Origin of the sequence: Acidithiobacillus sp. (assembly GCF_027322205.1) — a bacterium.
GTDB lineage: Bacteria > Pseudomonadota > Gammaproteobacteria > Acidithiobacillales > Acidithiobacillaceae > Acidithiobacillus.
On record NZ_DAHVHY010000020.1, the window covers coordinates 11,480 to 32,154 of the forward strand.

General features: G+C 54.2%; 41 protein-coding genes. 2 read left to right on the forward strand and 39 right to left on the reverse strand.

The window, feature by feature from the left end; all coding sequences use genetic code 11:
- Positions 1-10: 10 nt before the first annotated feature.
- The 8 genes from M7F93_RS04915 to radC all read right to left on the reverse strand — a co-directional run bounded on the left by M7F93_RS04915 (position 11) and on the right by radC (position 4,487).
- The gene (locus M7F93_RS04915) at positions 11-823 is read right to left on the reverse strand and encodes an S-methyl-5'-thioinosine phosphorylase (RefSeq protein ID WP_298169991.1); all 813 of its coding nucleotides are present in this window, start codon (positions 821-823) and stop codon (positions 11-13) included.
- On the reverse strand, positions 823-1,371 hold the full coding sequence (locus M7F93_RS04920; RefSeq protein WP_298169994.1) for a hypoxanthine-guanine phosphoribosyltransferase: 549 nt from the start codon (positions 1,369-1,371) through the stop codon (positions 823-825). Before M7F93_RS04920 ends, M7F93_RS04915 begins: the two co-directional genes overlap by 1 nt.
- Positions 1,372-1,381: 10 nt before the next feature.
- On the reverse strand, positions 1,382-1,759 hold the full coding sequence (locus M7F93_RS04925; RefSeq protein ID WP_215876893.1) for a DsrE family protein: 378 nt from the start codon (positions 1,757-1,759) through the stop codon (positions 1,382-1,384).
- 111 nt (positions 1,760-1,870) lie between these two features.
- Complete coding sequence (locus M7F93_RS04930) at positions 1,871-2,227, reverse strand: YtxH domain-containing protein (protein ID WP_298169997.1); 357 nt, start codon at positions 2,225-2,227, stop codon at positions 1,871-1,873.
- 23 nt (positions 2,228-2,250) lie between these two features.
- A complete protein-coding gene (locus M7F93_RS04935) occupies positions 2,251-2,604 on the reverse strand; it encodes a hypothetical protein (protein WP_298170000.1) in 354 nt (117 codons plus the stop codon).
- Positions 2,605-2,760: 156 nt separating this feature from the next.
- Positions 2,761-3,510, reverse strand: a complete 750-nt coding sequence (locus tag M7F93_RS04940; protein WP_298170004.1) for a phosphatase PAP2 family protein — start codon at positions 3,508-3,510, stop codon at positions 2,761-2,763.
- Between the two features lie 3 nt (positions 3,511-3,513).
- A complete protein-coding gene (locus tag M7F93_RS04945; RefSeq protein WP_298170007.1) occupies positions 3,514-3,648 on the reverse strand; it encodes a diacylglycerol kinase in 135 nt (44 codons plus the stop codon).
- A 164-nt stretch (positions 3,649-3,812) separates the two neighbouring features.
- A complete protein-coding gene (gene radC / locus M7F93_RS04950) occupies positions 3,813-4,487 on the reverse strand; it encodes a RadC family protein (RefSeq protein ID WP_298170010.1) in 675 nt (224 codons plus the stop codon).
- Positions 4,488-4,519: 32 nt separating this feature from the next.
- Here radC and coaBC point away from each other — a divergent pair, with 32 nt between their 5' ends.
- Both coaBC and dut read left to right on the forward strand, forming a co-directional pair.
- Positions 4,520-5,776: a bifunctional phosphopantothenoylcysteine decarboxylase/phosphopantothenate--cysteine ligase CoaBC gene (gene coaBC, locus M7F93_RS04955; protein WP_298170013.1), complete on the forward strand. Its 1,257-nt coding sequence runs from the start codon at positions 4,520-4,522 to the stop codon at positions 5,774-5,776.
- Positions 5,769-6,221, forward strand: a complete 453-nt coding sequence (gene dut / locus M7F93_RS04960) for a dUTP diphosphatase (protein ID WP_366144695.1) — start codon at positions 5,769-5,771, stop codon at positions 6,219-6,221. Before coaBC ends, dut begins: the two co-directional genes overlap by 8 nt.
- Before the next feature lie 162 nt (positions 6,222-6,383).
- Here dut and rplQ read toward each other — a convergent pair whose 3' ends face one another.
- The 31 genes from rplQ to M7F93_RS05115 form a co-directional block, all read right to left on the reverse strand.
- Positions 6,384-6,758 carry a 50S ribosomal protein L17 gene (gene rplQ, locus M7F93_RS04965; RefSeq protein ID WP_298170019.1) on the reverse strand — a complete coding sequence of 125 codons (375 nt, stop codon included), beginning with the start codon at positions 6,756-6,758 and terminating at the stop codon, positions 6,384-6,386.
- 30 nt (positions 6,759-6,788) lie between these two features.
- Positions 6,789-7,808, reverse strand: coding sequence for a DNA-directed RNA polymerase subunit alpha (locus M7F93_RS04970; RefSeq protein WP_298170022.1), 1,020 nt, complete (start codon positions 7,806-7,808; stop codon positions 6,789-6,791).
- 22 nt (positions 7,809-7,830) lie between these two features.
- Complete coding sequence (rpsD, locus tag M7F93_RS04975) at positions 7,831-8,457, reverse strand: 30S ribosomal protein S4 (RefSeq protein ID WP_291523296.1); 627 nt, start codon at positions 8,455-8,457, stop codon at positions 7,831-7,833.
- A gap of 20 nt (positions 8,458-8,477) precedes the next feature.
- Positions 8,478-8,873, reverse strand: coding sequence for a 30S ribosomal protein S11 (gene rpsK, locus M7F93_RS04980; protein WP_291510128.1), 396 nt, complete (start codon positions 8,871-8,873; stop codon positions 8,478-8,480).
- A 16-nt stretch (positions 8,874-8,889) separates the two neighbouring features.
- Positions 8,890-9,246 (reverse strand): 30S ribosomal protein S13, encoded by a 357-nt coding sequence (gene rpsM / locus M7F93_RS04985; RefSeq protein ID WP_298170033.1) that lies wholly within the window; start codon positions 9,244-9,246, stop codon positions 8,890-8,892.
- 63 nt (positions 9,247-9,309) lie between these two features.
- Positions 9,310-9,423: a 50S ribosomal protein L36 gene (gene rpmJ, locus M7F93_RS04990; protein WP_009568281.1), complete on the reverse strand. Its 114-nt coding sequence runs from the start codon at positions 9,421-9,423 to the stop codon at positions 9,310-9,312.
- 9 nt (positions 9,424-9,432) lie between these two features.
- Entirely contained in the window at positions 9,433-9,651 is a 219-nt protein-coding gene (gene infA / locus M7F93_RS04995; protein WP_010639668.1) for a translation initiation factor IF-1, read from the reverse strand.
- Positions 9,652-10,311, reverse strand: coding sequence for an adenylate kinase (locus tag M7F93_RS05000; protein ID WP_298170043.1), 660 nt, complete (start codon positions 10,309-10,311; stop codon positions 9,652-9,654). It lies immediately after the preceding gene.
- Entirely contained in the window at positions 10,311-11,642 is a 1,332-nt protein-coding gene (gene secY, locus M7F93_RS05005; protein ID WP_298170046.1) for a preprotein translocase subunit SecY, read from the reverse strand. The genes M7F93_RS05000 and secY overlap by 1 nt, the downstream gene beginning before the upstream one ends.
- On the reverse strand, positions 11,642-12,079 hold the full coding sequence (gene rplO / locus M7F93_RS05010; protein WP_298170049.1) for a 50S ribosomal protein L15: 438 nt from the start codon (positions 12,077-12,079) through the stop codon (positions 11,642-11,644). The genes secY and rplO overlap by 1 nt, the downstream gene beginning before the upstream one ends.
- Complete coding sequence (gene rpmD, locus M7F93_RS05015) at positions 12,079-12,261, reverse strand: 50S ribosomal protein L30 (RefSeq protein ID WP_298170104.1); 183 nt, start codon at positions 12,259-12,261, stop codon at positions 12,079-12,081. The genes rplO and rpmD overlap by 1 nt, the downstream gene beginning before the upstream one ends.
- A complete protein-coding gene (rpsE, locus tag M7F93_RS05020) occupies positions 12,254-12,784 on the reverse strand; it encodes a 30S ribosomal protein S5 (RefSeq protein ID WP_298170052.1) in 531 nt (176 codons plus the stop codon). Before rpsE ends, rpmD begins: the two co-directional genes overlap by 8 nt.
- Positions 12,785-12,796: 12 nt before the next feature.
- Positions 12,797-13,150 carry a 50S ribosomal protein L18 gene (gene rplR, locus M7F93_RS05025; protein ID WP_298170055.1) on the reverse strand — a complete coding sequence of 118 codons (354 nt, stop codon included), beginning with the start codon at positions 13,148-13,150 and terminating at the stop codon, positions 12,797-12,799.
- 18 nt (positions 13,151-13,168) lie between these two features.
- The gene (rplF, locus tag M7F93_RS05030; protein ID WP_298170058.1) at positions 13,169-13,693 is read right to left on the reverse strand and encodes a 50S ribosomal protein L6; all 525 of its coding nucleotides are present in this window, start codon (positions 13,691-13,693) and stop codon (positions 13,169-13,171) included.
- A 13-nt stretch (positions 13,694-13,706) separates the two neighbouring features.
- A complete protein-coding gene (rpsH, locus tag M7F93_RS05035; protein ID WP_298170061.1) occupies positions 13,707-14,102 on the reverse strand; it encodes a 30S ribosomal protein S8 in 396 nt (131 codons plus the stop codon).
- 9 nt (positions 14,103-14,111) lie between these two features.
- The gene (locus M7F93_RS05040) at positions 14,112-14,297 is read right to left on the reverse strand and encodes a type Z 30S ribosomal protein S14 (RefSeq protein ID WP_012536091.1); all 186 of its coding nucleotides are present in this window, start codon (positions 14,295-14,297) and stop codon (positions 14,112-14,114) included.
- 13 nt (positions 14,298-14,310) lie between these two features.
- Positions 14,311-14,853 (reverse strand): 50S ribosomal protein L5, encoded by a 543-nt coding sequence (gene rplE, locus M7F93_RS05045; RefSeq protein ID WP_014030020.1) that lies wholly within the window; start codon positions 14,851-14,853, stop codon positions 14,311-14,313.
- A gap of 14 nt (positions 14,854-14,867) precedes the next feature.
- Positions 14,868-15,188: a 50S ribosomal protein L24 gene (gene rplX, locus M7F93_RS05050; protein ID WP_298170066.1), complete on the reverse strand. Its 321-nt coding sequence runs from the start codon at positions 15,186-15,188 to the stop codon at positions 14,868-14,870.
- A gap of 9 nt (positions 15,189-15,197) precedes the next feature.
- Entirely contained in the window at positions 15,198-15,566 is a 369-nt protein-coding gene (gene rplN, locus M7F93_RS05055) for a 50S ribosomal protein L14 (RefSeq protein ID WP_298170069.1), read from the reverse strand.
- Positions 15,563-15,838, reverse strand: coding sequence for a 30S ribosomal protein S17 (rpsQ, locus tag M7F93_RS05060; RefSeq protein WP_298170072.1), 276 nt, complete (start codon positions 15,836-15,838; stop codon positions 15,563-15,565). The genes rplN and rpsQ overlap by 4 nt, the downstream gene beginning before the upstream one ends.
- Positions 15,835-16,032, reverse strand: coding sequence for a 50S ribosomal protein L29 (gene rpmC, locus M7F93_RS05065; protein WP_298170075.1), 198 nt, complete (start codon positions 16,030-16,032; stop codon positions 15,835-15,837). The genes rpsQ and rpmC overlap by 4 nt, the downstream gene beginning before the upstream one ends.
- Complete coding sequence (gene rplP, locus M7F93_RS05070; protein ID WP_298170078.1) at positions 16,029-16,445, reverse strand: 50S ribosomal protein L16; 417 nt, start codon at positions 16,443-16,445, stop codon at positions 16,029-16,031. Before rplP ends, rpmC begins: the two co-directional genes overlap by 4 nt.
- 12 nt (positions 16,446-16,457) lie before the next feature.
- Entirely contained in the window at positions 16,458-17,120 is a 663-nt protein-coding gene (gene rpsC / locus M7F93_RS05075) for a 30S ribosomal protein S3 (RefSeq protein WP_298170083.1), read from the reverse strand.
- 11 nt (positions 17,121-17,131) lie between these two features.
- Positions 17,132-17,464 carry a 50S ribosomal protein L22 gene (gene rplV / locus M7F93_RS05080; RefSeq protein WP_298170086.1) on the reverse strand — a complete coding sequence of 111 codons (333 nt, stop codon included), beginning with the start codon at positions 17,462-17,464 and terminating at the stop codon, positions 17,132-17,134.
- An 11-nt stretch (positions 17,465-17,475) separates the two neighbouring features.
- Positions 17,476-17,751: a 30S ribosomal protein S19 gene (gene rpsS / locus M7F93_RS05085; RefSeq protein WP_298170089.1), complete on the reverse strand. Its 276-nt coding sequence runs from the start codon at positions 17,749-17,751 to the stop codon at positions 17,476-17,478.
- An 18-nt stretch (positions 17,752-17,769) separates the two neighbouring features.
- Positions 17,770-18,594 carry a 50S ribosomal protein L2 gene (gene rplB, locus M7F93_RS05090; protein ID WP_298170091.1) on the reverse strand — a complete coding sequence of 275 codons (825 nt, stop codon included), beginning with the start codon at positions 18,592-18,594 and terminating at the stop codon, positions 17,770-17,772.
- A 16-nt stretch (positions 18,595-18,610) separates the two neighbouring features.
- Positions 18,611-18,904 carry a 50S ribosomal protein L23 gene (rplW, locus tag M7F93_RS05095; protein ID WP_035193429.1) on the reverse strand — a complete coding sequence of 98 codons (294 nt, stop codon included), beginning with the start codon at positions 18,902-18,904 and terminating at the stop codon, positions 18,611-18,613.
- Entirely contained in the window at positions 18,901-19,518 is a 618-nt protein-coding gene (gene rplD, locus M7F93_RS05100; protein ID WP_298170098.1) for a 50S ribosomal protein L4, read from the reverse strand. The genes rplW and rplD overlap by 4 nt, the downstream gene beginning before the upstream one ends.
- Positions 19,519-19,528: 10 nt before the next feature.
- A complete protein-coding gene (gene rplC / locus M7F93_RS05105; RefSeq protein ID WP_298170101.1) occupies positions 19,529-20,161 on the reverse strand; it encodes a 50S ribosomal protein L3 in 633 nt (210 codons plus the stop codon).
- A gap of 17 nt (positions 20,162-20,178) precedes the next feature.
- Positions 20,179-20,487 (reverse strand): 30S ribosomal protein S10, encoded by a 309-nt coding sequence (gene rpsJ, locus M7F93_RS05110; protein WP_012536086.1) that lies wholly within the window; start codon positions 20,485-20,487, stop codon positions 20,179-20,181.
- Positions 20,487-20,675 (reverse strand): EF-Tu C-terminal domain-related protein (locus M7F93_RS05115; RefSeq protein WP_463670956.1); only part of this gene is annotated, 189 nt, incomplete at its 5' end. The genes rpsJ and M7F93_RS05115, both read right to left, overlap by 1 nt.

Consider the following 20,675-nt stretch of genomic DNA (forward strand, 5'->3'; position numbering starts at 1 on the left):
CGCCATTGGGTTACTTTTTGTTATGCAAATGCTTGAGGGCTTCCGGTCCCACAGAAGTGGTACAACTGCACTGCCGACAGTCCGCGAGCAACGGCACGGCGTTTTCCAGCACTTTTCGCACCCGCCCCATTCCCTCGTGCATGACGGCATCAATGGCTTCCATGGTAATCGGCTCCGCCGACTTGCCCGCCGCCGGATTGACCACCAGCGACAAGGGCGCGTAGCACAGACCAATTTCCCGGGCCAGTACCGCTTCCGGAGCCCCGGTCATCCCCACCACATCTCCACCGTCCCTTTCGATACGGCGAATTTCGGCGATGGTTTCCAGGCGCGGTCCCTGGGTAGCCGCATAGGTGGCGCCGTCAATAACCGCGATATCCGCAGATCCCGCCGCCTGCAGCAGGCGCTCACGTACCCCCTGACAATAGGGCTGAGAAAAGTCGATATGCACCACCATGCTTTCCCCACCTTCAAAGAAGGTGCCGGGACGCCCGCTGGTGTAATCAATCAGCTGATCAGGTAGACAAATAACGCCTGACTGCATAGCTGCAGAGATTCCGCCCACCGCCGCCACCGCAATAACATGGGTCACCCCCACATGGTGCAGTGCCCAGATATTGGCGCGATAATTGACCCGGTGCGGAGGAATGGTGTGCCCATAACCGTGGCGGGCAATAAACACCACCTCCTGTCCACCGAGCTGGCCGAAAGTCAGCGGGCCAGAGGTCTCACCAAAGGGGGTGCGGATCACCCGACGGTTGCGAATCTGCAAATTTTTGAGCCGGGTCAGACCGCTGCCACCAATAATGCCCACCACACCCATCAGCCGTCCTCCGGCAAAACAAAAATACCCGGTGCATTCCGCCCCAAGCCGCGGGCATCCAACCCGTAACCGAACACAAAGAGGTCCGGCACTTCCAGCCCCACATAGTCCACCTGCACATCAGCCGCGCGAGGACGGACTTTCCGCACCATCACCGCCGTATGAATGGCAGCAGCGCCCTCCGCCATGCAGTATTCCTGCAAAGCTTGCAGGGTGATACCCTCATCAAGGATATCGTCCACCAGCAAAACCACAGCACCTGCCAGTGGTTCTTTGGGGCGCGTACGCCACTGCAAGGCACCACCACTGGTTTCCGCACCGTAGCGACCGACTTGTACACAGTCGAGCACCAAAGGGAAATGCAGGTGAGGCATCAGTTGACCGACTACCACAACGGCACCTGCCAGCACGCAAAGCAACACCACCGGACGATGCGGCGTCAGATGCTCCAGGTCCTTATTAATGGCAACGGCCATCCGCTGGATGGCCGTCTCCACCTCTTCCGCGCTAAACAGATGCTCAGCGGGTCCTAAATGGGTGGGTGTCATAATGGCATTATTAGTAAGTAAAGGTAACCACGTTGTCGTCCATGGCCTGCTCAATGACATAAGCACCACCGACAATATCCTGGATTTCGGGAATCAAATCTTCCTTGGTGCATTCCCATAACTCAAGGGTTGGAGTGCAGACAAAGAACTTTACGCCCGCCTCGTGGGCATCCTTGATAAAATCATAAACGCTCTTGGGGCTGCCCGGCATCACAAACATTTTCTCAGCAACACCCTTCTTGGCCAGCTCGCCAGCGCGGGCGGTCAGCACCACTTCGACCTCAAAATCCATCGCGGCAGCCACCGTCGCCTGAAAGAAAGGCGCGCCCAACTCCTGGGGGTTGGATGGATCAGTGTTCACCATAACCATCAACAATTTATCAGCCATGTATATCTCCTTAAAAAATTCGGCCCGCCCATCATAGTCGTCCCAGTCCAGCGCCGCGCCATGAAATGATTGATTACACCATAAAAAGTCACAGGGCCATATCAAGTGTTCTTAGATATCGCTTTCCTGTGCCTCAATACGGCGCGCCCGGCTGGCCCGGGTCAGAATATCCCGCTCCTCTGCCAACGCTCGCTTGGCCACCTGAATAGCCTCCAGCAGATCCTGGCGTTTGGACTCAACTAAATCACCACCCGCATCCATCAGGCGTGCGGTTTTCTCCTGGATTTCATCAATGAGTACGCCGATACGTTCTTCGGCCAGCGACTCCATGTTACGCAAGCGATCCCGTCCCTTATCCATGGCGCGACGCAGCTCCTGGCGCGTCTCTGCGCCACTGGCCGGGGCCAACAACAGGGCACCGACTGCACCGACCAGCACTCCGATAACAAAGCCTTCCGCGTTCTTCATTGTGTTCTCCTCGCTGTTTCCAGCTAATGTTTCCGGAAAAAATAACGCCATCCTGTGCGCAGCGCGCGGTACCACAACCCCAACTCGTGAATCGGCTGAACCAGGGTATCCGTCGTGTCCATAATCTCCTGACTCAAATATTTGAGCGTGGAATCCATCCGTCCCATCTGTGCACGCCCAGTCTGGGTGATATGTTTGAGGTCCGCCAGGGCCACCTTAATATCAAACATCAGCGGCCCAACATCCTGCTCAACTCTGGCCAATAGTCTTTCTAGACGTAGGTGGGTCCGTACCAGCACAGCCGCCGTCACTGCAATGATCAATAAAATAATGATCATGACAATGGCAATGATGGTTACTCCTGCGCTGATGCTCATATTTCCCCCAGAACTTCCGCATACCGGAAGCAAATCTTTTAACACCGTAAAGAGCAACAACTCCAGCCATAACCCCTTACCCACCACCTCGTTCCATTATAAGCCGTATCTGCAGCCTGGGTAAAATTGCAGGTACCGATATGATGCGCGCAGGCTTCATTGGAATGACAATACGTACCCCATCACGGTCAGTCCAGCGATACTCAGTAATCCCAAGGCCACTCTGCTCCAAATCTGTTGCGCACCGGTCAGTACGTATCGTGGATGCCGATAGCGATAAGTTTGCCAAGCCACCCAGAGCAGGCCCAACCATAATCCGGACAGCAACCACGCCCCAAATACATCACTAGGCCAATGCACCCCCAGAATCAGGCTGCTCCAGGAGATGGCTGCGACCAATGCCGCAAGCAATGTCACCATCGTCAGACGCAGGCCGCGATGCCGCACCGTAGCAAGGAGGTACAGGGCCAAAAGGCCATAGACCACCACACTGAGGCTCACGTGCCCGCTCGGAAACGCAGGCGACGGCATTTCTGTCGCAGTCGGAGGCCGGGCATGTGCCGTAGTTACTTTTACCAACTGAACGAGCGCTGCGAATACTGCCGTACCTGAAACCAACAGAAGGCCATCGAAAAAACGCCATGCAGCGAAGCAGGCAGCCGCCATCAGCGCCACCAGCCAGGGCAGAAAATCTGGCCCGCCGAGCCGGGTCACCCCGGCCCAGAACGGCTGCCAGACAGGGTCCCTGGACTGCAGAATCTCCGCCTCCCACCGGGTATCCAACAGCGCCATCCGATGCAAGAGCACACCCGCCAGAAAATCACCAGCGTAAAGCCAGAGCAGTGCTGCCACCCCCAGGCCGAACAGCAATAAAGCCAACAACTCCCAGCGTTGTGGTCCGCGCAAAGTTCAAAACCCCGTATGAAAGCGTCGCCACAACAACAGTGCGGCAATCAATACCGCGACGATACTCAACACCAGCACCGCCGCCGCGCCATAATCCTTCGCACGCATTACCAGCGGGTGATATTCCGGGTTTACCACCAGATCAGCGACAGGAGCAAAATACCACCTCCCAGATGTACGGTGCCTGGATCCAATACAGAAGGTCACACCCACCACGACTACCAACAACTGGCTTCTTCACGGGCAACAATCCACAGCCCATGCCCTTTTGCAAGCACGCCGCCAGAGTGCGCTGTTTTTTTTCACCAGCCCCCCTGTTCACGCAGGGACAATGGTTCGCCGTCGCCGACAATGAAGTGATCCAGCAAGCGCAGATCAACCAGTTGCATGGCCTGATCCAGACGCCGCGTCAGAGAAAGATCTGCCGCACTGGGTTCCGCCACGCCGGATGGATGATTGTGCGCAACGATGAGCGCCGCGGCATTCAACTCCAGAGCGCGCTTCAGAACCTCGCGAATGTGCACGGTAGCGCCGTCAATGGTCCCCAGGAACATCTCCTCAAAGCGCAGCACCCGATGGCGGTTATCCAGAAAGATCACAGCAAAAACCTCACGGCAGCGGTCGCGCAAAATGGCAGACAGATACTGTCGCACCCGCTGCGGCGAATCAAGACTGTCTCCTCGCTGCCATTCCTCGGCGAGATGGCGCTTACTCATTTCCAGCACCGCCTGCAAGAGTGCATATTTGGCGTCTCCGAGCCCTTTATGCGCACAAAAGTCATGATGAGACGCGGTGAGTAATGCCCGCAGACTGCCAAAGTTTTGCAACAAGTCCCTGGCCAAATCCACCGCGCTTTTGCCCACCACGCCCACCCGCAGAAAAATCGCCAGCAACTCCGCATCCGACAGAGTCTCCGCCCCCTTTTGCAACAGTCTTTCCCGCGGACGTTCGTCCGCCGGCCAATCAGTGATAGCCATACGCTCCCTCCTTCCCTTACACTAGGAATGTGATGATGGAAAGCGTATTCAACACGACAGAGCCCCTCGCTGGCAAACGAATTCTTCTGGGTGTGGGCGGCAGCATTGCCGCCTACAAAAGCCCGGAGATCGTGCGCGCCCTGCGCCAGGCCGGAGCAGAGTTGCGCGTGGTCATGACACGGGGCGCTACACAGTTTGTAACGCCGCTGACTTTGCAGGCCGTGAGTGGGGAGCCTGTGCGTAGCGACCTCTTTGCCGCCGCCGAAGAGGCAGCCATGGACCACATCCGCCTGGCACGCTGGGCCGACGCCCTCTTAATCGCACCCATCTCCGCCAATGGAATGGCCCGTCTCGCCCAAGGTTTGGCCAGTGACCTGCTCAGTACCGTTGTTCTCGCCAACCGTGCACCGCTCTTTCTCGCGCCCGCGATGAACAGTGCCATGTGGACACACCCTGCGACGCAGCGCAATGTTGCCCAGTTGCTGGCGGATGGCGCCCACTTTTTGGGTCCGGACAGCGGCAGCCTCGCCTGCGGTGAGGAAGGTGCCGGACGACTGTTGGCACCAGAGCGCATGGTGGGTGAACTACGTCTTGCTCTGGCCGAGAAAACCCTGCGCGGGCAACGTGTCCTCATTACTGCCGGGCCGACCTGGGAGGCAATCGACCCCGCTCGCGGTCTGAGCAATCGCGCCAGTGGCCGCCAGGGTTTTGCCCTCGCCCAGGCCTGCGCGGAAGCGGGGGCGAATGTATTGCTGATTACCGGCCCTACCCATGAGCAAACGCCGCCGGGAGTAAGCCGCCAGGATGTTCTCTCTGCACAGGACATGCTCGCGGCCTGCCTGCAGGCACTGGACAAGCCCACGGATATCTTCATCGCCAATGCCGCCGTCGCCGACCACAGGCCGAGTCAGTTCAGCGCGCATAAACTAGGCAAAACGGATATCGCAAACCCTTTGCCTCTCAGCATCAATCCCGATATCGTCAGCACGGTCCATCAGGACCCTCGGCGACCACGCTATATTGTCGCTTTTGCCGCCGAGACCCGCGACCACCTCGCCGCAGCAAGTGCCAAGGCGCAGCGCAAGGGGGCGAACGTCATCGTAGTCAACGATATTACTTCTGCCGACGTAGGAATAGGTGCTATCGACAATGCCTGCAATATTCTGCAAGGCGAGCGGGTACTGCACATCCCCCGTTGCAGCAAAATAGATATTGCGCGTCATCTGGTGCGTCACCTCAGCGCCTTTTTCTCACTTTCCGGTACGGAGTCCGAAGACCTTGATGAATAGTCTGCAAATTCGCATCCTTGATCCACGCCTCGGGCAGAAATGGCCCCTCCCCCATTATGCCAGCGCCGACGCCGCCGGCATGGACCTACGCGCCTGCCTGGACGCCCCGCTGCAACTGGCTCCCGGGCAGACGGAACTCGTCTCCGCCGGGTTTGCCATGCATATTGGCGACCCGCAGGTTACGGCACTGTTACTGCCGCGCTCTGGTCTCGGCCATCGCGGCCTGGTCCTGGGTAATCTGGTCGGCCTCATTGATGCGGATTATCAGGGGCCACTGAAAATTTCTCTGTGGAATCGCGGCACTGCAGAGATGGTCATTGAACCCGGCGAGCGCGTAGCACAAATGGTGCTAGTGCCGGTTATTCGCCCTGACATTACGGTGGTGGCCAGCTTTACCACTACCGAACGGGGCGTCGCAGGCTTTGGCAGCACCGGACGTCAGTAGAGGCAAATATGCCAGGATCCCTCTGTGATACAACCCGGCTTCGCCGCGCCTCCACATGCTGTTTATCTGCCGACAAATGAACTTGCTACTTCCCCATCCTGAAGATAGTTAATAAAAAACCGGCCTCAAGTATCAGGCCGGTTTTTTCAGAACAATCTCTGACTATTCAGCAGTGGCTGCTTGCCGATCTACAAGCTCAACAATCGCCAACGGCGCATTATCACCAGCCCGAAAGCCGTATTTAACAATACGCAGATAACCACCCGGACGCGCCAGATAGTGCGGACCGAGATCATCAAACAACTTGACCACCGCCTGGCGATCACGCAGACGCGAAAACGCCAGCCGCCGCCTGGCCACGGTCGCATCCTTCGCCAGCGTGATCATCGGCTCCGCAAAACGCCGCAGCTCTTTCGCCTTAGGCAACGTGGTAACAATTCGCTCATGATGAAATAAAGACACCATCATATTGGCAAACATCGCTTGCCGATGAGTACTATTACGATTTAACTGTTTACCACTTTTGCGATGACGCATAAGCCCATTCCCTCTACAAAATTTATAACATTAACTGCCGATAGAATCCGCATCAACTGGCCGCCCAGGCACCGGTGGCAAATTTTCCGGTGGCCAATTGTCGAGTCGCATCCCCAACGTAAGGCCATGCGCCACTAAAACTTCTTTTATCTCGTTGAGAGACTTGCGTCCAAGATTCGGAGCCTTCAAAAGCTCCTGCTCCGACTTCTGAACCAAATCTCCGATGTAAAAAATATCCTCAGCTTTCAAACAGTTCGCAGATCGTACCGTAAGCTCCAGGTCATCGACCGGCCGAACTAACAATGGTGTAAGGCTCTCATTGGTCTGCGCCAGCGACACCTCAGGTATTTCCCTGGTTTCCGCACCAGCTAACACACCGAGCTGACTGCGGAAAATACGGGAAGCCTCTTGCACTGCCCAAATGGGGTCGACCACGCCATTTGTCTCGACATCGAGTATCAGACGATCCAGATCAGTCCGCTGCTCCACCCGGGCACTTTCCACCAAGTAGCTTACGCGCAATACGGGACTGAAACTCGCGTCCAGAGCCATCACGCCAATGCGCTTTTCATGACTCTGCCGACGTGTAGCCGCTGCGTCATAGCCCCGGCCCTCGTCAATACGCAAATGAAGCACCAGTTCAACGTCGCGGGTTAAAGTGGCAATCACCTGATCAGGATTGGCCACCTCAATGCCGTGCTCAGACACGATGTCCGCACCCGTCATTTGACCGGGACCACGCTTACGCAGCGTCACCACCGCGTCTCCGCGTCCATGCGCACGCACTGCCAACATCTTCAAGTTGAGCAGAATATCCACAACATCTTCCTGCACCCCTTCGATGCTGGAATATTCGTGCAACACCCCTTCAATCTCGACCTCTGTAACCGCCGCACCTTTGAGAGACGATAACAACACTCGGCGCAACCCACTCCCCAAGGTGTGACCAAAGCCACGCTCCAAGGGTCCGAGGGCAATACGCGCACGGTGTGCTGAAACTTCTTCCACATCGACGCCCTGCGGACGCAACAGCTCTCCTACCTCAGTCATAAGCGTTCCTCAACCCCCGGTCTTACTTAGAGTACAACTCCACGACGACCTGTTCGTTCAAATCCGGTGCGATATCTTCTCGCACCGGTACGGCTTTGATAGTGCCCTTGAGTTCGGTAGTGTCCATACTCACCCATTCCGGGAAACCACGGCCAGCCGCAGCCTCTACCGCAGAGACAATACGCATGTGCGCCCGAGCACCCTCTGCAACACTCACCACGTCACCGGCGCGAACCTGATAAGATGGGATATCCACACGCCGTCCATTCACCAGAATATGACCGTGGCGAACCACCTGCCGCGCCTCAGCACGAGATGCTCCGAACCCTAAACGATAGGCCACATTGTCGAGACGCAACTCCAGAAAACGCAGCAACAACTCGCCGGTAACGCCCCGCGTCTGGCTGGCACGCTGGAAATAGCGACGGAACTGTCCTTCCAGCACGCCATAGATACGACGGATTTTTTGTTTTTCACGTAACTGACCACCGTACTCACTGACACGTCCGCGTCGCTGACCGTGCTGCCCTGGGGCATAGGCTCGTATACTCACTGGACATTTATCAGAAAAGCACTTCTCGCCTTTGAGAAATAATTTTCCACCTTCGCGCCGACATAAACGGCAACTCGGACCCGTATATTTAGCCACAGATAACCTCCACCTAAAAATTAAACACGCCGCTTTTTAGGCGGACGGCATCCGTTATGGGGAATCGGCGTCACGTCGCGAATGCTCGCAATACGGAAGCCAATAGAATGAAGTGCACGCACCGTACTCTCTCGACCCGGCCCCGGTCCCCGCACTTCGACATCCAGGTTTTTCACACCATATTCCTGCGCTTTTTTGCCCGCGTTTTCCGCCGCCACCTGTGCCGCGAATGGTGTACTTTTACGTGAACCACGGAACCCCGACCCACCCGAGCTGGCCCAGGTTAAAACGTTACCCTGACGATCACTGATCGTGATAATCGTGTTGTTGAAGGATGCATAAATGTGCGCGACACCATCAAGAACGTTTTTCTTGACCTTCTTTCGCACACGAGAATTCGCTTGTGTTTTCGCCATTGCTAGATCTTCCTGCTTAACGCGTAATGGACTTAGCGGGACCCTTGCGCGTACGCGCATTGGTCTTTGTCCGTTGGCCGTGAACGGGGAGACCGCGGCGATGCCGTATACCGCGATAACAACCCAAATCCATCAGACGTTTGATATTCATGGTGACTTCGCGGCGTAAATCGCCCTCCACCAGGAACTTCGCAACCTCTGAACGTATGCGTTCCAACTCAGGCTCGCTGATATCCTTGACCCGCATATCAAAGGCGATTTCCGCAGCGCTCAAAACATGCTGAGCACGCGTCCTACCAATGCCATAAATATACGTCAAGGCAATTTCTATTTGTTTATTGTTCGGAATATTTACACCAGCGATGCGGGCCATCCGCAATTCCTCCAAGAGACTGAGTGGGTTGACCCCACAGACCAAACAGTTTCGCCTACCGCCTTAACCTTGGCGCTGCTTATGGCGGGGCTCAACACAAATCACGCGAACCACGCCATTACGACGAACAATTTTGCAGTTACGACAAAGCTTCTTAACCGACGCACGAACCTTCATGACTATCCCCTATTTGGCACGATAAATGATGCGACCCTTGGTTAAATCATAAGGCGTCATCTCTACGGTAACCTTGTCCCCGGGTAAAATGCGAATATAATGCATCCGCATTTTCCCGGAAATATGTGCATTAACGACATAACCATTCTCCAAGCGCACCTTGAATGTCGCACTTGGCAAATTCTCTATCACCTCACCCTGCATTTCCAGGGTATCTTCTTTTGACATTTAGCCTACTACCTCTACCGCTTTCACGATTCTAGAGAACACATCATCGGCTTCGCCCTCCCCACTCACCAGATGATAGGCAGGTCGATCGTGATAATAAGCGATCAAAGGCGCAGTCTCCGCCTGATAAACAGCCAAGCGTTTACGAATTACTGCAGGCTGATCATCATCACGTTGCAACAACGCACCCCCACAGAGATCGCAGATCCCATAAACCGTGGGCGTGTGGTAACGTATGTGATAGATTGCCCCGCATTCCGAACACACCCTCCGTCCGGAGAGACGTGCGACAATTTCTTCGTCATCCAAATCTAAATGCAGCACTGCGCCAATTTTATCGCCATGTGCAGCTAGTAAGTTATCAAGCGCATCTGCCTGATGGATAGTCCGAGGAAACCCATCGAAAATAACGCCGGCCGACGCGTCCTCAAGAAGTAACCGCTCCTCAACGATACGGATAATAATTTCATCACCCACCAGCGCGCCGGACTCCATCAATGCCGCCGCACACAGCCCGACCTCACTACCAGACTGAACAGAGGCGCGGAGCATATCACCAGTGGACACATGAGGCAAGTCCATTAACTTGGCGAGTCGCTGAGCCTGAGTACCTTTACCGACGCCAGGGGCACCAAGAAAAATCAAATGCTTTGCCACCATCACCGTCCACTGAGAGGGTTTTTACGAATCAATCCCTCGTACTGATGCGTGAGCAGATGGCTCTGAATCTGGCCCATCAAATCCATCATCACCACGACGACAATCAGCAGACTGGTGCCACCGAAATAAAATGGCACGTTGTACTGAACAATGAGAAACTCTGGCAGCAGGCAAACCAAGGTCAGATATATGGCGCCCCAAAGCGTGAGCCGGGTAAGAATACGATCCATGTATTTCGCCGTATGCTCGCCAGGCCGGATACCCGGCACGAAGGCTCCAGACTTTTTCAGATTATCTGCGGTGTCCCGAGGATTAAACACCATAGCCGTGTAGAAAAAAGCAAAAAATACAATCGCAGTGGTAAACACAACCACGTAAAGTGCAGACCCCGGACTCAACGCCTGTCCAAAGCGCGCAAGCCACCCCATCCCGGGCACACTAGCGAACCACCCCGATAATGTCGCAGGCAACAAAATGATGCTAGACGCGAAGATTGGTGGAATTACGCCAGACATGTTCACCTTGAGCGGCATATGCGTGCTTTGACCCCCATATATCTTACGGCCAACCTGGCGCTTGGCATACTGGATGGGAATACGTCTCTGCGCACTCTCCATAAATACCACAAAACCGGTTACCCCCAGCGCAAGAATAAAGAGCGCTACCACGAATAACGGCTGAAACTGACCGGTTTTGGTGAGCTCAAAAGTCGTCCCGATAGCGTCTGGCAGGCCTGCAACGATACCGGCAAAGATGATCATAGAAATGCCGTTACCGATTCCCCGCTCCGTAATTTGCTCTCCAATCCACATCAAAAAGACCGTGCCGCAGGCAAGCGAAATTGTTGTCGTGAACAGAAACAGTGGACCTGGATCAATCACCACAGGAAGATGTCCGGCGTGCATCTTCTCAATCGCGATGGCGATTCCCAAGCCTTGCATCAGCGCAAGCACGACCGTAGCATAGCGCGTGTACTCCGTTATTTTACGGCGCCCCGCCTCACCTTCTTTTTTAAGTTCTTCGAGCTTTGGAAAGACTGACCCTGCCAGCTGGAATATGATCGATGCGCTGATGTAGGGCATAATCCCTAAAGCAAACACTGTCAGGCGGGAGAGTGCGCCCCCCGAGAACATATTGAACATGCCCAGGATAGTTCCCCGCTGCTGGTTAAAAAATGCCGCCATGGCCGCCGGATCAATTCCCGGCACGGGTATGTGCGCCCCAACACGAAAAACCAGAAGTGCACCCAGCAGAAAAAGAATGCGGTTACGTAACTCATTGATCTTTCCGGCACCCTGTGCGGCGCCGCCAATGCTACGTAACCCGGCCATTAACTTTCTACCTTTCCGCCAGCGTTCTCAATGGCCGCCCGGGCCCCCGCGCTTACGCGCAGGCCACGCACAGTCAAAGCCTGCGTGACTTCGCCAGTTAAAATAACCTTAACCGAATCCGGCGAACCGCGAACGATGCGCCGAAGCAGCAACCCTTCAAGATCTACTACGCCGTCAATTGCCGCAGACTCCAATTGGGACAACGCCACCTCAACGACGCGGGCACCTAATGCGTTACGGAACCCACGCTTAGGAATACGTCTTTGCAAAGGCATCTGACCGCCTTCAAAACCCACCTTATGGTAGCCACCGGAGCGGGCATGCTGACCTTTGTGACCACGACCGGCTGTTTTACCCAAACCGCTTCCGATACCACGTCCAACACGGCGACGGTCTTTTTTCGAACCCTCTGCAGGTGCAATCGTATTTAGTTTCATCACAGATCTTCCCACCGAAGTAGATAGGGTATTTTATTGACCATTCCACGAATCTCTGGGGTATCCAGACGTTCTACCGAATGATTTGTGTGGCGCAAGCCCAGTCCCACCACAATCCGACGTTGCTTTTCGGCGACTCCAATCAGACTTTTTACCAGCGTGATACGCAGATGCTTACTCATCATGCCCTCCTCCGCCGCGAATTTCCTTCAGACTCTTGCCACGTTTCATGGCGATAGCCTGGGGGCTGGCCAATTTATTAAACGCATCAAAAGTCGCGCGGACGACATTAATAGGGTTATTGGAACCGAGCGACTTGGCTACCACATTCCGTAGGCCTACCGCCTCACAAACTGCACGCATCGCACCACCGGCAATGACGCCGCTACCTTCCGGCGCCGGACGCAGAATGACGCGGGCTGCACCATGGCGACCCTCTACCGGGTAAGGAATCGTGCCACCTCTCATCAGAGGTATACTCGTCATCAACCGACGCGCCTGATCAGTAGCCTTTTGAATCCCCGCAGGGACTTCCTTGGCTTTTCCGCGGCCGAAACCGACCTTACCATCCCCATCGCCCACCACCATAAGCGCCGCAAAGCCGAACTGACGACCGCCTTTGACCACCTTAGAAACGCGGTTGATGTGAATAAGTTTTTCCTGCATTCCATCGTTGGACTGCGTATCGCGATTTTCCCGTGCCATCTTAGCTCTCCATCAGAACGACAATCCGCCTTCACGGGCAGCGTCGGCCAAAGCTCTCACCCGACCATGGTAACGATATCCGCTCCGGTCAAATGCCACTTCCTTAACGCCCACAGCCAATGCCTTCGCTGCAACCCGTTGTCCAATAGTTGCAGCGGCCGCAACATCTGCTCCGCGCGGCATTTGCGTACGGAGTTCACCCTCTAGGCTAGATGCTTGGGCGAGAACCTTCCCCTGCCCATCATCAATCACCTGAGCATAAATATGCTTGCCGGAACGAAAAACACACAGCCGCGGTTTAGCTTGCGATGCGATGCGAGCCCGGGTTTTACGTGCCCGACGGAGCCTTGACGAATTTTTATTCATAGTAGTAAGCCTCAACCATTATTTTTTCTTCGCTTCTTTACGTCTGACATTTTCACCAGCGTAGCGCACGCCCTTACCTTTGTAGGGCTCCGGAGGACGATAGGCACGAATATCCGCAGCTATCTGACCGACTTTCTGCTTATCGATACCCCGAATGACGATTTCCGTCTGTGTCGGTGTTTCGATGGTAATATCGTCAGGCACTAGATAATCCACCGGATGGGAAAAACCGAGACTCAGGCTGAGTGTCTTCCCTTTCGCCTGAGCCCGATACCCCACACCGATAATTTCCAATTTTTGTTCAAAGCCGTGTGAGACACCTTGTACCATATTATTCAGTATTGCCCGCATTGTTCCAGCCTGGGCATTTTGCTCTGCCGCCCAAGTCAGTGACACCACACCGGCATCTAGCTGCAATCCCACAGCCGGGTGGAAAGGAACAGAAATCTGTCCTTTAGGGCCTTTTACTATCAGATGCTGTTCTGCAACATGAACTTCGACGCCCTTAGGTAGAAGCACTGGCTGTTTCGCTACACGAGACATTTTCGTCCTCCCCTTAGGATACGACGCAGAGAACTTCACCACCAATACCCGCAGAACGAGCCGCGCGATCGGTCATGATTCCCTGAGAAGTCGATATAATTGCGATGCCAAAGCCATCACGTACACGTGGTAAATCTTCGGCGCCACGATAAACGCGAACACCAGGCCGGCTTATTCGCCGAATCTCCACAATGACACCCGCACCCGCATAGTACTTTAACGCTAGGTTAAGAACGGGATGTCCGTCTAATACGTCTTCTTTCACATCTAAGATGTAACCCTCTTCCACCAAGACCCGCGCAATGGCGCGTTTCAGCTTGGAAGCAGGCATCTGCACTTTCGCCTTATTTACCTGTTGCGCATTACGAATGCGCGTCAGCATATCAGCAATAGGATCCGTCACGCTCATCGTGTTTCCTCACCAGCTCGCTTTAACGATACCGGGAATCGACCCAGCCGAGGCATGCTTACGAAAGCACAAACGACAGAGGCCAAACTTCCGATAGTAACCGCGTGAACGCCCGCACAATTTGCACCGGTGATACGCACGCACCTTAAATTTTGGAGTCCTTTCAGACTTTGCGATCAATGATTTCTTTGCCACGCGTCAAACTCCTTCAAGACCGGAAGGGCATCTTGAAAGCTTTTAAAAGCCCAAGGCCCTCTTCATCATTCTTGGCGGTGGTAGTAAATACCACGTCCAACCCGCGCAAACGATCGATTTTATCATATTCAATTTCAGGGAATATGATCTGCTCTTTCACGCCCATCGTATAATTTCCACGCCCATCAAACGACCGCGGCGAAAGACCACGAAAGTCTCTGATACGGGGAATAGCCACACTGACAAGACGGTCCAAAAACTCGTACATCAGAATCCCACGCAGGGTCACCATGCATCCAATCGGATAACCATCGCGTATTTTGAAAGCCGCTACGGACTTCCGTGCGCGCGTGACTACGGGCTTCTGACCGGCGATTTTAGTCATATCACCAACAGCTGCTTCTAGAATTTTTTTGTCACCAACCGCCTCACCCACTCCCATATTCAGAGTGATCTTCCGCAGTTTTGGCACTTCCATCACACTACTAAAGCCAAAATCCTGCATCAGCTTGGGCGCGATGGACGTTTTATACAAAGAATGTAAACGGGCTTCCATATTATTTCCCTTGCTTAACGGCGGCCAATAACTTCACCGTTGCTCTTAAAAACACGCACTTTCTGCCCGTCCTCAAGCACCTTATATCCAATTCGATCCCCGTTACCAGTAGCCGCATTAAAAATTGCCACATTAGATACATGAATTGGCGCCTCTTTTTCCACGATGCCGCCAGATTTGCCCATGCGATCAGGACGAACGTGTCGCTTGATCATGTTCACCTTTTCGACCACCACCCGTGACTCCTCCCGCAGCACCCTGAGCACTTTACCCCGCTTGCCCTTGTCCTTACCGGTAAGAATCACGACCTCATCGTCCTTGCGTACCTTCAACATGGTCATCCCCTACAGCACTTCCGGCGCCAATGAAATTATCTTCATAAAATTAGCACCGCGTAACTCGCGTGTCACCGGGCCAAAAATACGTGTACCAACGGGCTGTAACTGGTTATTTAAGAGCACAGCCGCATTACTGTCAAAACGAATCAAGGATCCATCTTCGCGGCGTACCCCCTTACGAGTACGCACGACGAGCGCATTGTAAACGTCGCCCTTTTTTACCTTGCCGCGCGGGACAGCATCTTTGATGCTCACCTTGATGACATCGCCAATACCTGCATAACGCCGATGCGAGCCACCAAGCACCTTAATACACATCACTTCCCGGGCACCGCTATTGTCAGCAACACTTAGCCTGGTCTGCATCTGTATCATGCGTTATCCCCTTCCACAATGCCTTCGGTAAGCACCTTCACCAAACGCCAGCGCTTGGTTTTCGATAATGGACGACATTCTTCAATTTTCACGGTGTCGCCGATCTGGCAGGTGTTTTCCGCATCGTGGGCATGAAATTTCTTGGATCGTCGAATAAATTTTTTATAAAGCGGATGTTGGATACGACGCTCAACATTGACGACTATCGTCTTATCCATAAGGTTGCTGACCACTGTACCAACCAAACTACGCGGGTTCTTCGCCTCGGTCATGAGTGCGTTTCCTTCTTCACAGTAATGGCTGTTCGCACACGGGCAATATCACGACGCACAAAGCATAAACGCGACGTCTTGGCTAATTGCCCTGTAGCGTGTTGCATACGCAATTTGAACTGCTCCTCCAAAAGGAGCATCAATTGTGCTTGGCAGCCTGCCAGATCCAGTTTTTGAACTTCCTGAGCTTTCATCCCATCACCCGTCTACTGACAACCACTGTCTGTATCGGAAGCTTAGCCGCACCCAGCGCGAACGCCTCACGGGCCACCTCTTCCGTTACACCCTCCATTTCGTAAAGCACTTTACCAGGCTGAATCAAGGCCACCCAGTATTCCGGGTTACCTTTGCCTTTACCCATACGCACTTCTGCCGGCTTTTTGCTGATCGGTTTGTCTGGAAAAATACGAATCCACATACGCCCACCGCGTTTTACATGCCGACTGATGGCGCGCCGCGCGGCTTCGAGTTGCCTAGCCGTGATACGACCACGTCCAACAGCTTTAAGGCCAAATTCGCCAAAGCTTACTTTGTTCCCGCGAGTAGCAATGCCACGATTGCGACCCTTGTGCTGTTTACGAAATTTTGTACGTTTAGGCTGCAGCATCGGACACTCCCGTCACTTCTGGCGGGCAGCGGCCGTTTGCGCCGTGCTCCACTCGAGGATCTCGCCTTTGAAGATCCACACCTTTACCCCGATAATACCGTAGGTGGTGTTGGCCTCCGCGAAACCATAGTCAATATCAGCGCGCAACGTATGTAATGGAACGCGACCCTCCCGGTACCATTCGGTACGGGCAATTTCTGCACCGCCAAGACGACCGGCGCAATTGATGCGCATGCCTAGCGCACCAAAGCGCATAGCGTTGGTAACCGCCCGCTTCATCGCGCGCCGAAACATAATGCGACGGACGAGTTGCTGCGCAACGCTTTCGGCTACCAACTGCGCGTCCAGTTCGGGCTTACGGATTTCTTCCACATTAATATGGACAGGAACCCCCATGCGCTTCTGTACGTCGTGACGAAGCTTTTCAATATCTTCGCCTTTCTTACCGATAACAATGCCGGGCCGGGCAGTATGCACAGTAATACGTGCACTACGCGCGGGACGCTCGATAATAATGTCAGAGACAGCGCCGCCGACAAGTCGTTCACGAATAAACTGACGGACCTTGATGTCTTCCAACAACTTCTCTTGGAAGTCGCCTTTACCATACCACCGAGAATTCCAATTCTTAATGATTCCCAGACGCAGTCCGATTGGATTGGTTTTTTGTCCCATACGTTCCTCAGTTAACTCTCTGCGACGACAACGGTAATATGGCTGGTGCGCTTGAGTATCCGTGAACCACGCCCCTTCGCTCTAGCCGCAAAGCGCTTGAGCACTGCACCGCCGTCAATCATGATCTGTTCGACGACCAAAGCATCCACATCTGCACCTTCATTATTCTCGGCATTAGCAACAGCAGACTCCAGACACTTGCGAATTGGGAGCGCAGCCTTTTTGGTGGTGAAGCGCAGGATCTCCAGCGCCTTACCCACCGGCTGTCCGCGTACCAGATCGGCGACAAGACGGGCTTTTTGGGGGGACATCTGAAGTCCCTTTAGTACTGCTGATGATTTCATCACACTCCCCTTTAACGCTTAGCTTTCTTATCGGCAACATGACCCTTGAAGGTCCGCGTTAAAGCGAATTCGCCAAGCTTGTGGCCAACCATATTCTCATTGACGACTACCGGAATATGTTGACGGCCATTATGGATGCTAATGGTTAACCCAATAAAATCAGGTGTAATCGTCGAACGGCGCGACCATGTCTTGATCGGACGACGGCTGCTGCTCGCCTGAGCACTCTGCACTTTACGGTCCAGATGTCCATCAATGAACGGACCTTTTTTAATTGAACGTGGCACGTGAAATCCCCTTAACCACTAACGCGAACGACGACGCACAATCATATTACTCGTACGCTTGTTTCTACGGGTACGATAACCCTTAGTCGGCTGACCCCAAGGTGATACGGGATGACGGCCACCGGAGGTGCGCCCTTCGCCACCGCCATGCGGGTGATCCACAGGGTTCATCGCAACACCACGAACCGTTGGCCGCACACCACGCCAGCGCGTCGCACCAGCCTTACCCAATTGGCGGGAGCCGTGTTCTTCATTTCCAACCTCACCTATCGTAGCGCGGCAGGATACATGAATTCGACGTACTTCACCAGAGCGCAAACGCACTTGAGCATAATCTCCGTCACGCGCCATGAGCTGAGCAGATGCTCCAGCAGAGCGAGCGATCTGCCCACCCTTGCCTGGCCGCATTTCAATGTTATGCACCACCGCTCCCACGGGAATATTGCGGAGCGGCATGCAATTACCCGGCTTTATGGGCGTCTGCTCAGCGGAGAGCACGGGATCACCACTGGACATGCCTTTTGCCGCAAGAATATAGCGACGTTCGCCATCGACATAACAAATCAACGCAATGTGGGCTGAACGATTGGGGTCATACTCTAAGCGTTCGACCTTGCCCGGTATATCTAACTTATTGCGCTTAAAATCTACCAAGCGATAGTGTGACTTGTGCCCACCACCCTGGTGCCGCCGCGTAATACGCCCAAGGTTGTTGCGGCCACCACTGTGAGACTGTGCCTCAACCAGAGCGGGATATGGATCTCCCTTATGGAGTCCCGCATCGACCGGTTTTACTACGAAACGCCGTCCCGGAGAGGTCGGCTTGGTTTTAATAAGTGCCATCTGTTATCCCTTTTCCTCAGGCAACGCCGTAATCTATGCTGCTGCCCTCGGCCAGCCGTACATAGGCTTTCTTCCAAGAAGAGCGGTGGCCGACATGACGACCCATGCGCTTTTCCTTACCTAGATAGTTGCAAGTCTGAACAGAAAGAACCTGAACCGCAAAGAGTTTTTCAACCGCCGACTTGATTTCCAGCTTGGTAGAATCACGGGCGACCTTAAACACAAACTGATTCGACTGCTGCTGCACCATCGTACTCTTTTCACTGATAATAGGCGCCAGCAAGACAAGATACTTACGCTCAGCGTTCATCCGTACACCTCACCTAATCTGGCTGCCGCTTCGGTATCAAGTAAAACACGGCCATACTGGAGAAGATCAGCCGGCCCGATATCCTGCCAACCAGCGATACCTACCCTCGGGAAGTTGCGCAAGCCCAGGAAGAGATTCAACGGCACCTCACCCATGACCAGCAGAAAATTGTCTCCGCCCGCGCGGCTCAACCAGTCTTTGGCTAATCGACTCCGTGGCTCGCCGAGATCCTCCTGCTGAATGATTTGCAAACGACCCTGGCGCAGCAATTCCGCCAGCACAGTACGCATTGCCCCAGCCCACATTTTCTTGTTGACTTTTTGGGTATAATTTTCATTACCACCAGGAAAGGCCCGCCCGCCACCGCGCCAGATCGGGCTGCGAATACTGCCGGCACGTGCCCGACCGGTACCCTTCTGTTTCCACGGCTTGCGGCCACCACCACGCACTGCCGAGCGATTTTTCTGCGCAGCGTTCGCCGAACGCATACCGGCCATCTGGGCTACCACCACTTGATGCAGCAATGCCTCATTATAAGGCACTCCAAACACCCCATCGGCGACATCGAAATCACTACTTTTCCCGGTAGTCACTTCCAAGCTTTGCACTTGCATTATTTTTCTCCTAACCACGCACGGCAGGACGAACTATCACGTCCCCGTCACGGGCACCGGGAACAGCGCCCTTAATCATGAGTAGGCGGCGATTTGCATCAATACGCACCAACTCAAGATTGAGCGTCGTGACCTGCTCGGCACCCAAATGTCCTGCCATTTTCTTGCCCTTGAACACCCGTCCAGGTGTCTGGCGACAACCGATAGAACCAGGTGCACGGTGTGACAGCGAGTTACCATGACTAGCCCGGTTACTCCGAAAATTATGACGTTTGATGGCACCAGCAAAGCCTTTGCCTTTGCTGACTCCAGACACGTCCACGCGCTGACCTTCCGCGAAAATATCGAGGCCGATGTCCGCACCGCAGACATAAGCAGCGTCCTCCGCTATACGAAACTCCCGTAAAAGCCGCCCTGGGGCTATTCCACTCTTGCGAAAATGTCCAGCCAACGCAGAGGTTACCCGTTGTGGACGGCGTTCACCGGTTGCCACCTGCACTGCGCTGTAACCGTCAGTGGCGATATCTTTAACCTGTGCCACCGTATTCGGTGCCACATGAATGACGGTTACCGGCAGCACACGCCCGTCCTCTGCAACGATGCGCGTCATACCTACTTTCCGTCCGATCAGGCCCATTACCATTGTATCGTCCTTATAAATTACAGCTTGATCTCGACATCGACGCCAGCCGCCAAATCAAGTTTGATCAGGGCATCTACCGTCTTGTCGTTGGGATCGAGAATGTCGAGTAAGCGCTTGTGCGTGCGTTGTTCAAATTGATCACGCGCATTTTTATCCACATGCGGTGAGCGCAGGACCGTAAAGCGTTCAATTTTTGTAGGAAGCGGAATTGGCCCACAAACACGCGCACCGGTCCGGCGCGCGGTTTCTACGATTTCCGCAGCAGAAATATCGAGCATGCGGTAATCATACGATTTAAGGCGAATGCGAATTTTAGAACTGTCCATTACTCGACCACCTTTGAGACCACGCCAGCGCCAACGGTACGGCCACCTTCGCGTACCGCGAAACGCAAACCTTCTTCCATCGCAATCGGTGCAATCAATGCCACCTTGAACAAAATGTTGTCTCCCGGCATCACCATCTCCACCCCTTCCGGCAATTCCACCGCACCCGTTACGTCGGTGGTACGGAA

Excerpts from the sequence above, each read along its gene's own strand:
- M7F93_RS04915 (WP_298169991.1), bottom strand. The coding sequence starts at position 823 with ATGGGTGTGGTGGGCATTATTGGTGGCAGCGGTCTGACCCGGCTCAAA.
- M7F93_RS04920 (WP_298169994.1), bottom strand. The coding sequence starts at position 1,371 with ATGACACCCACCCATTTAGGACCCGCTGAGCATCTGTTTAGCGCGGAA.
- M7F93_RS04925 (WP_215876893.1), bottom strand. The coding sequence starts at position 1,759 with ATGGCTGATAAATTGTTGATGGTTATGGTGAACACTGATCCATCCAAC.
- M7F93_RS04930 (WP_298169997.1), bottom strand. The coding sequence starts at position 2,227 with ATGAAGAACGCGGAAGGCTTTGTTATCGGAGTGCTGGTCGGTGCAGTC.
- M7F93_RS04935 (WP_298170000.1), bottom strand. The coding sequence starts at position 2,604 with ATGAGCATCAGCGCAGGAGTAACCATCATTGCCATTGTCATGATCATT.
- radC (WP_298170010.1), bottom strand. The coding sequence starts at position 4,487 with ATGGCTATCACTGATTGGCCGGCGGACGAACGTCCGCGGGAAAGACTG.
- coaBC (WP_298170013.1), top strand. The coding sequence starts at position 4,520 with ATGATGGAAAGCGTATTCAACACGACAGAGCCCCTCGCTGGCAAACGA.
- dut (WP_366144695.1), top strand. The coding sequence starts at position 5,769 with ATGAATAGTCTGCAAATTCGCATCCTTGATCCACGCCTCGGGCAGAAA.
- rplQ (WP_298170019.1), bottom strand. The coding sequence starts at position 6,758 with ATGCGTCATCGCAAAAGTGGTAAACAGTTAAATCGTAATAGTACTCAT.
- M7F93_RS04970 (WP_298170022.1), bottom strand. The coding sequence starts at position 7,808 with ATGACTGAGGTAGGAGAGCTGTTGCGTCCGCAGGGCGTCGATGTGGAA.
- rpsK (WP_291510128.1), bottom strand. The coding sequence starts at position 8,873 with ATGGCGAAAACACAAGCGAATTCTCGTGTGCGAAAGAAGGTCAAGAAA.
- rpsM (WP_298170033.1), bottom strand. The coding sequence starts at position 9,246 with ATGGCCCGCATCGCTGGTGTAAATATTCCGAACAATAAACAAATAGAA.
- rpmJ (WP_009568281.1), bottom strand. The coding sequence starts at position 9,423 with ATGAAGGTTCGTGCGTCGGTTAAGAAGCTTTGTCGTAACTGCAAAATT.
- infA (WP_010639668.1), bottom strand. The coding sequence starts at position 9,651 with ATGTCAAAAGAAGATACCCTGGAAATGCAGGGTGAGGTGATAGAGAAT.
- M7F93_RS05000 (WP_298170043.1), bottom strand. The coding sequence starts at position 10,311 with ATGGTGGCAAAGCATTTGATTTTTCTTGGTGCCCCTGGCGTCGGTAAA.
- secY (WP_298170046.1), bottom strand. The coding sequence starts at position 11,642 with ATGGCCGGGTTACGTAGCATTGGCGGCGCCGCACAGGGTGCCGGAAAG.
- rplO (WP_298170049.1), bottom strand. The coding sequence starts at position 12,079 with ATGAAACTAAATACGATTGCACCTGCAGAGGGTTCGAAAAAAGACCGT.
- rpmD (WP_298170104.1), bottom strand. The coding sequence starts at position 12,261 with ATGAGTAAGCATCTGCGTATCACGCTGGTAAAAAGTCTGATTGGAGTC.
- rpsE (WP_298170052.1), bottom strand. The coding sequence starts at position 12,784 with ATGGCACGGGAAAATCGCGATACGCAGTCCAACGATGGAATGCAGGAA.
- rplR (WP_298170055.1), bottom strand. The coding sequence starts at position 13,150 with ATGAATAAAAATTCGTCAAGGCTCCGTCGGGCACGTAAAACCCGGGCT.
- rplF (WP_298170058.1), bottom strand. The coding sequence starts at position 13,693 with ATGTCTCGTGTAGCGAAACAGCCAGTGCTTCTACCTAAGGGCGTCGAA.
- rpsH (WP_298170061.1), bottom strand. The coding sequence starts at position 14,102 with ATGAGCGTGACGGATCCTATTGCTGATATGCTGACGCGCATTCGTAAT.
- rplE (WP_014030020.1), bottom strand. The coding sequence starts at position 14,853 with ATGGAAGCCCGTTTACATTCTTTGTATAAAACGTCCATCGCGCCCAAG.
- rplX (WP_298170066.1), bottom strand. The coding sequence starts at position 15,188 with ATGTTGAAGGTACGCAAGGACGATGAGGTCGTGATTCTTACCGGTAAG.
- rplN (WP_298170069.1), bottom strand. The coding sequence starts at position 15,566 with ATGATACAGATGCAGACCAGGCTAAGTGTTGCTGACAATAGCGGTGCC.
- rpsQ (WP_298170072.1), bottom strand. The coding sequence starts at position 15,838 with ATGACCGAGGCGAAGAACCCGCGTAGTTTGGTTGGTACAGTGGTCAGC.
- rpmC (WP_298170075.1), bottom strand. The coding sequence starts at position 16,032 with ATGAAAGCTCAGGAAGTTCAAAAACTGGATCTGGCAGGCTGCCAAGCA.
- rplP (WP_298170078.1), bottom strand. The coding sequence starts at position 16,445 with ATGCTGCAGCCTAAACGTACAAAATTTCGTAAACAGCACAAGGGTCGC.
- rpsC (WP_298170083.1), bottom strand. The coding sequence starts at position 17,120 with ATGGGACAAAAAACCAATCCAATCGGACTGCGTCTGGGAATCATTAAG.
- rplV (WP_298170086.1), bottom strand. The coding sequence starts at position 17,464 with ATGAAATCATCAGCAGTACTAAAGGGACTTCAGATGTCCCCCCAAAAA.
- rplB (WP_298170091.1), bottom strand. The coding sequence starts at position 18,594 with ATGGCACTTATTAAAACCAAGCCGACCTCTCCGGGACGGCGTTTCGTA.
- rplW (WP_035193429.1), bottom strand. The coding sequence starts at position 18,904 with ATGAACGCTGAGCGTAAGTATCTTGTCTTGCTGGCGCCTATTATCAGT.
- rplD (WP_298170098.1), bottom strand. The coding sequence starts at position 19,518 with ATGCAAGTGCAAAGCTTGGAAGTGACTACCGGGAAAAGTAGTGATTTC.
- rplC (WP_298170101.1), bottom strand. The coding sequence starts at position 20,161 with ATGGTAATGGGCCTGATCGGACGGAAAGTAGGTATGACGCGCATCGTT.
- rpsJ (WP_012536086.1), bottom strand. The coding sequence starts at position 20,487 with ATGGACAGTTCTAAAATTCGCATTCGCCTTAAATCGTATGATTACCGC.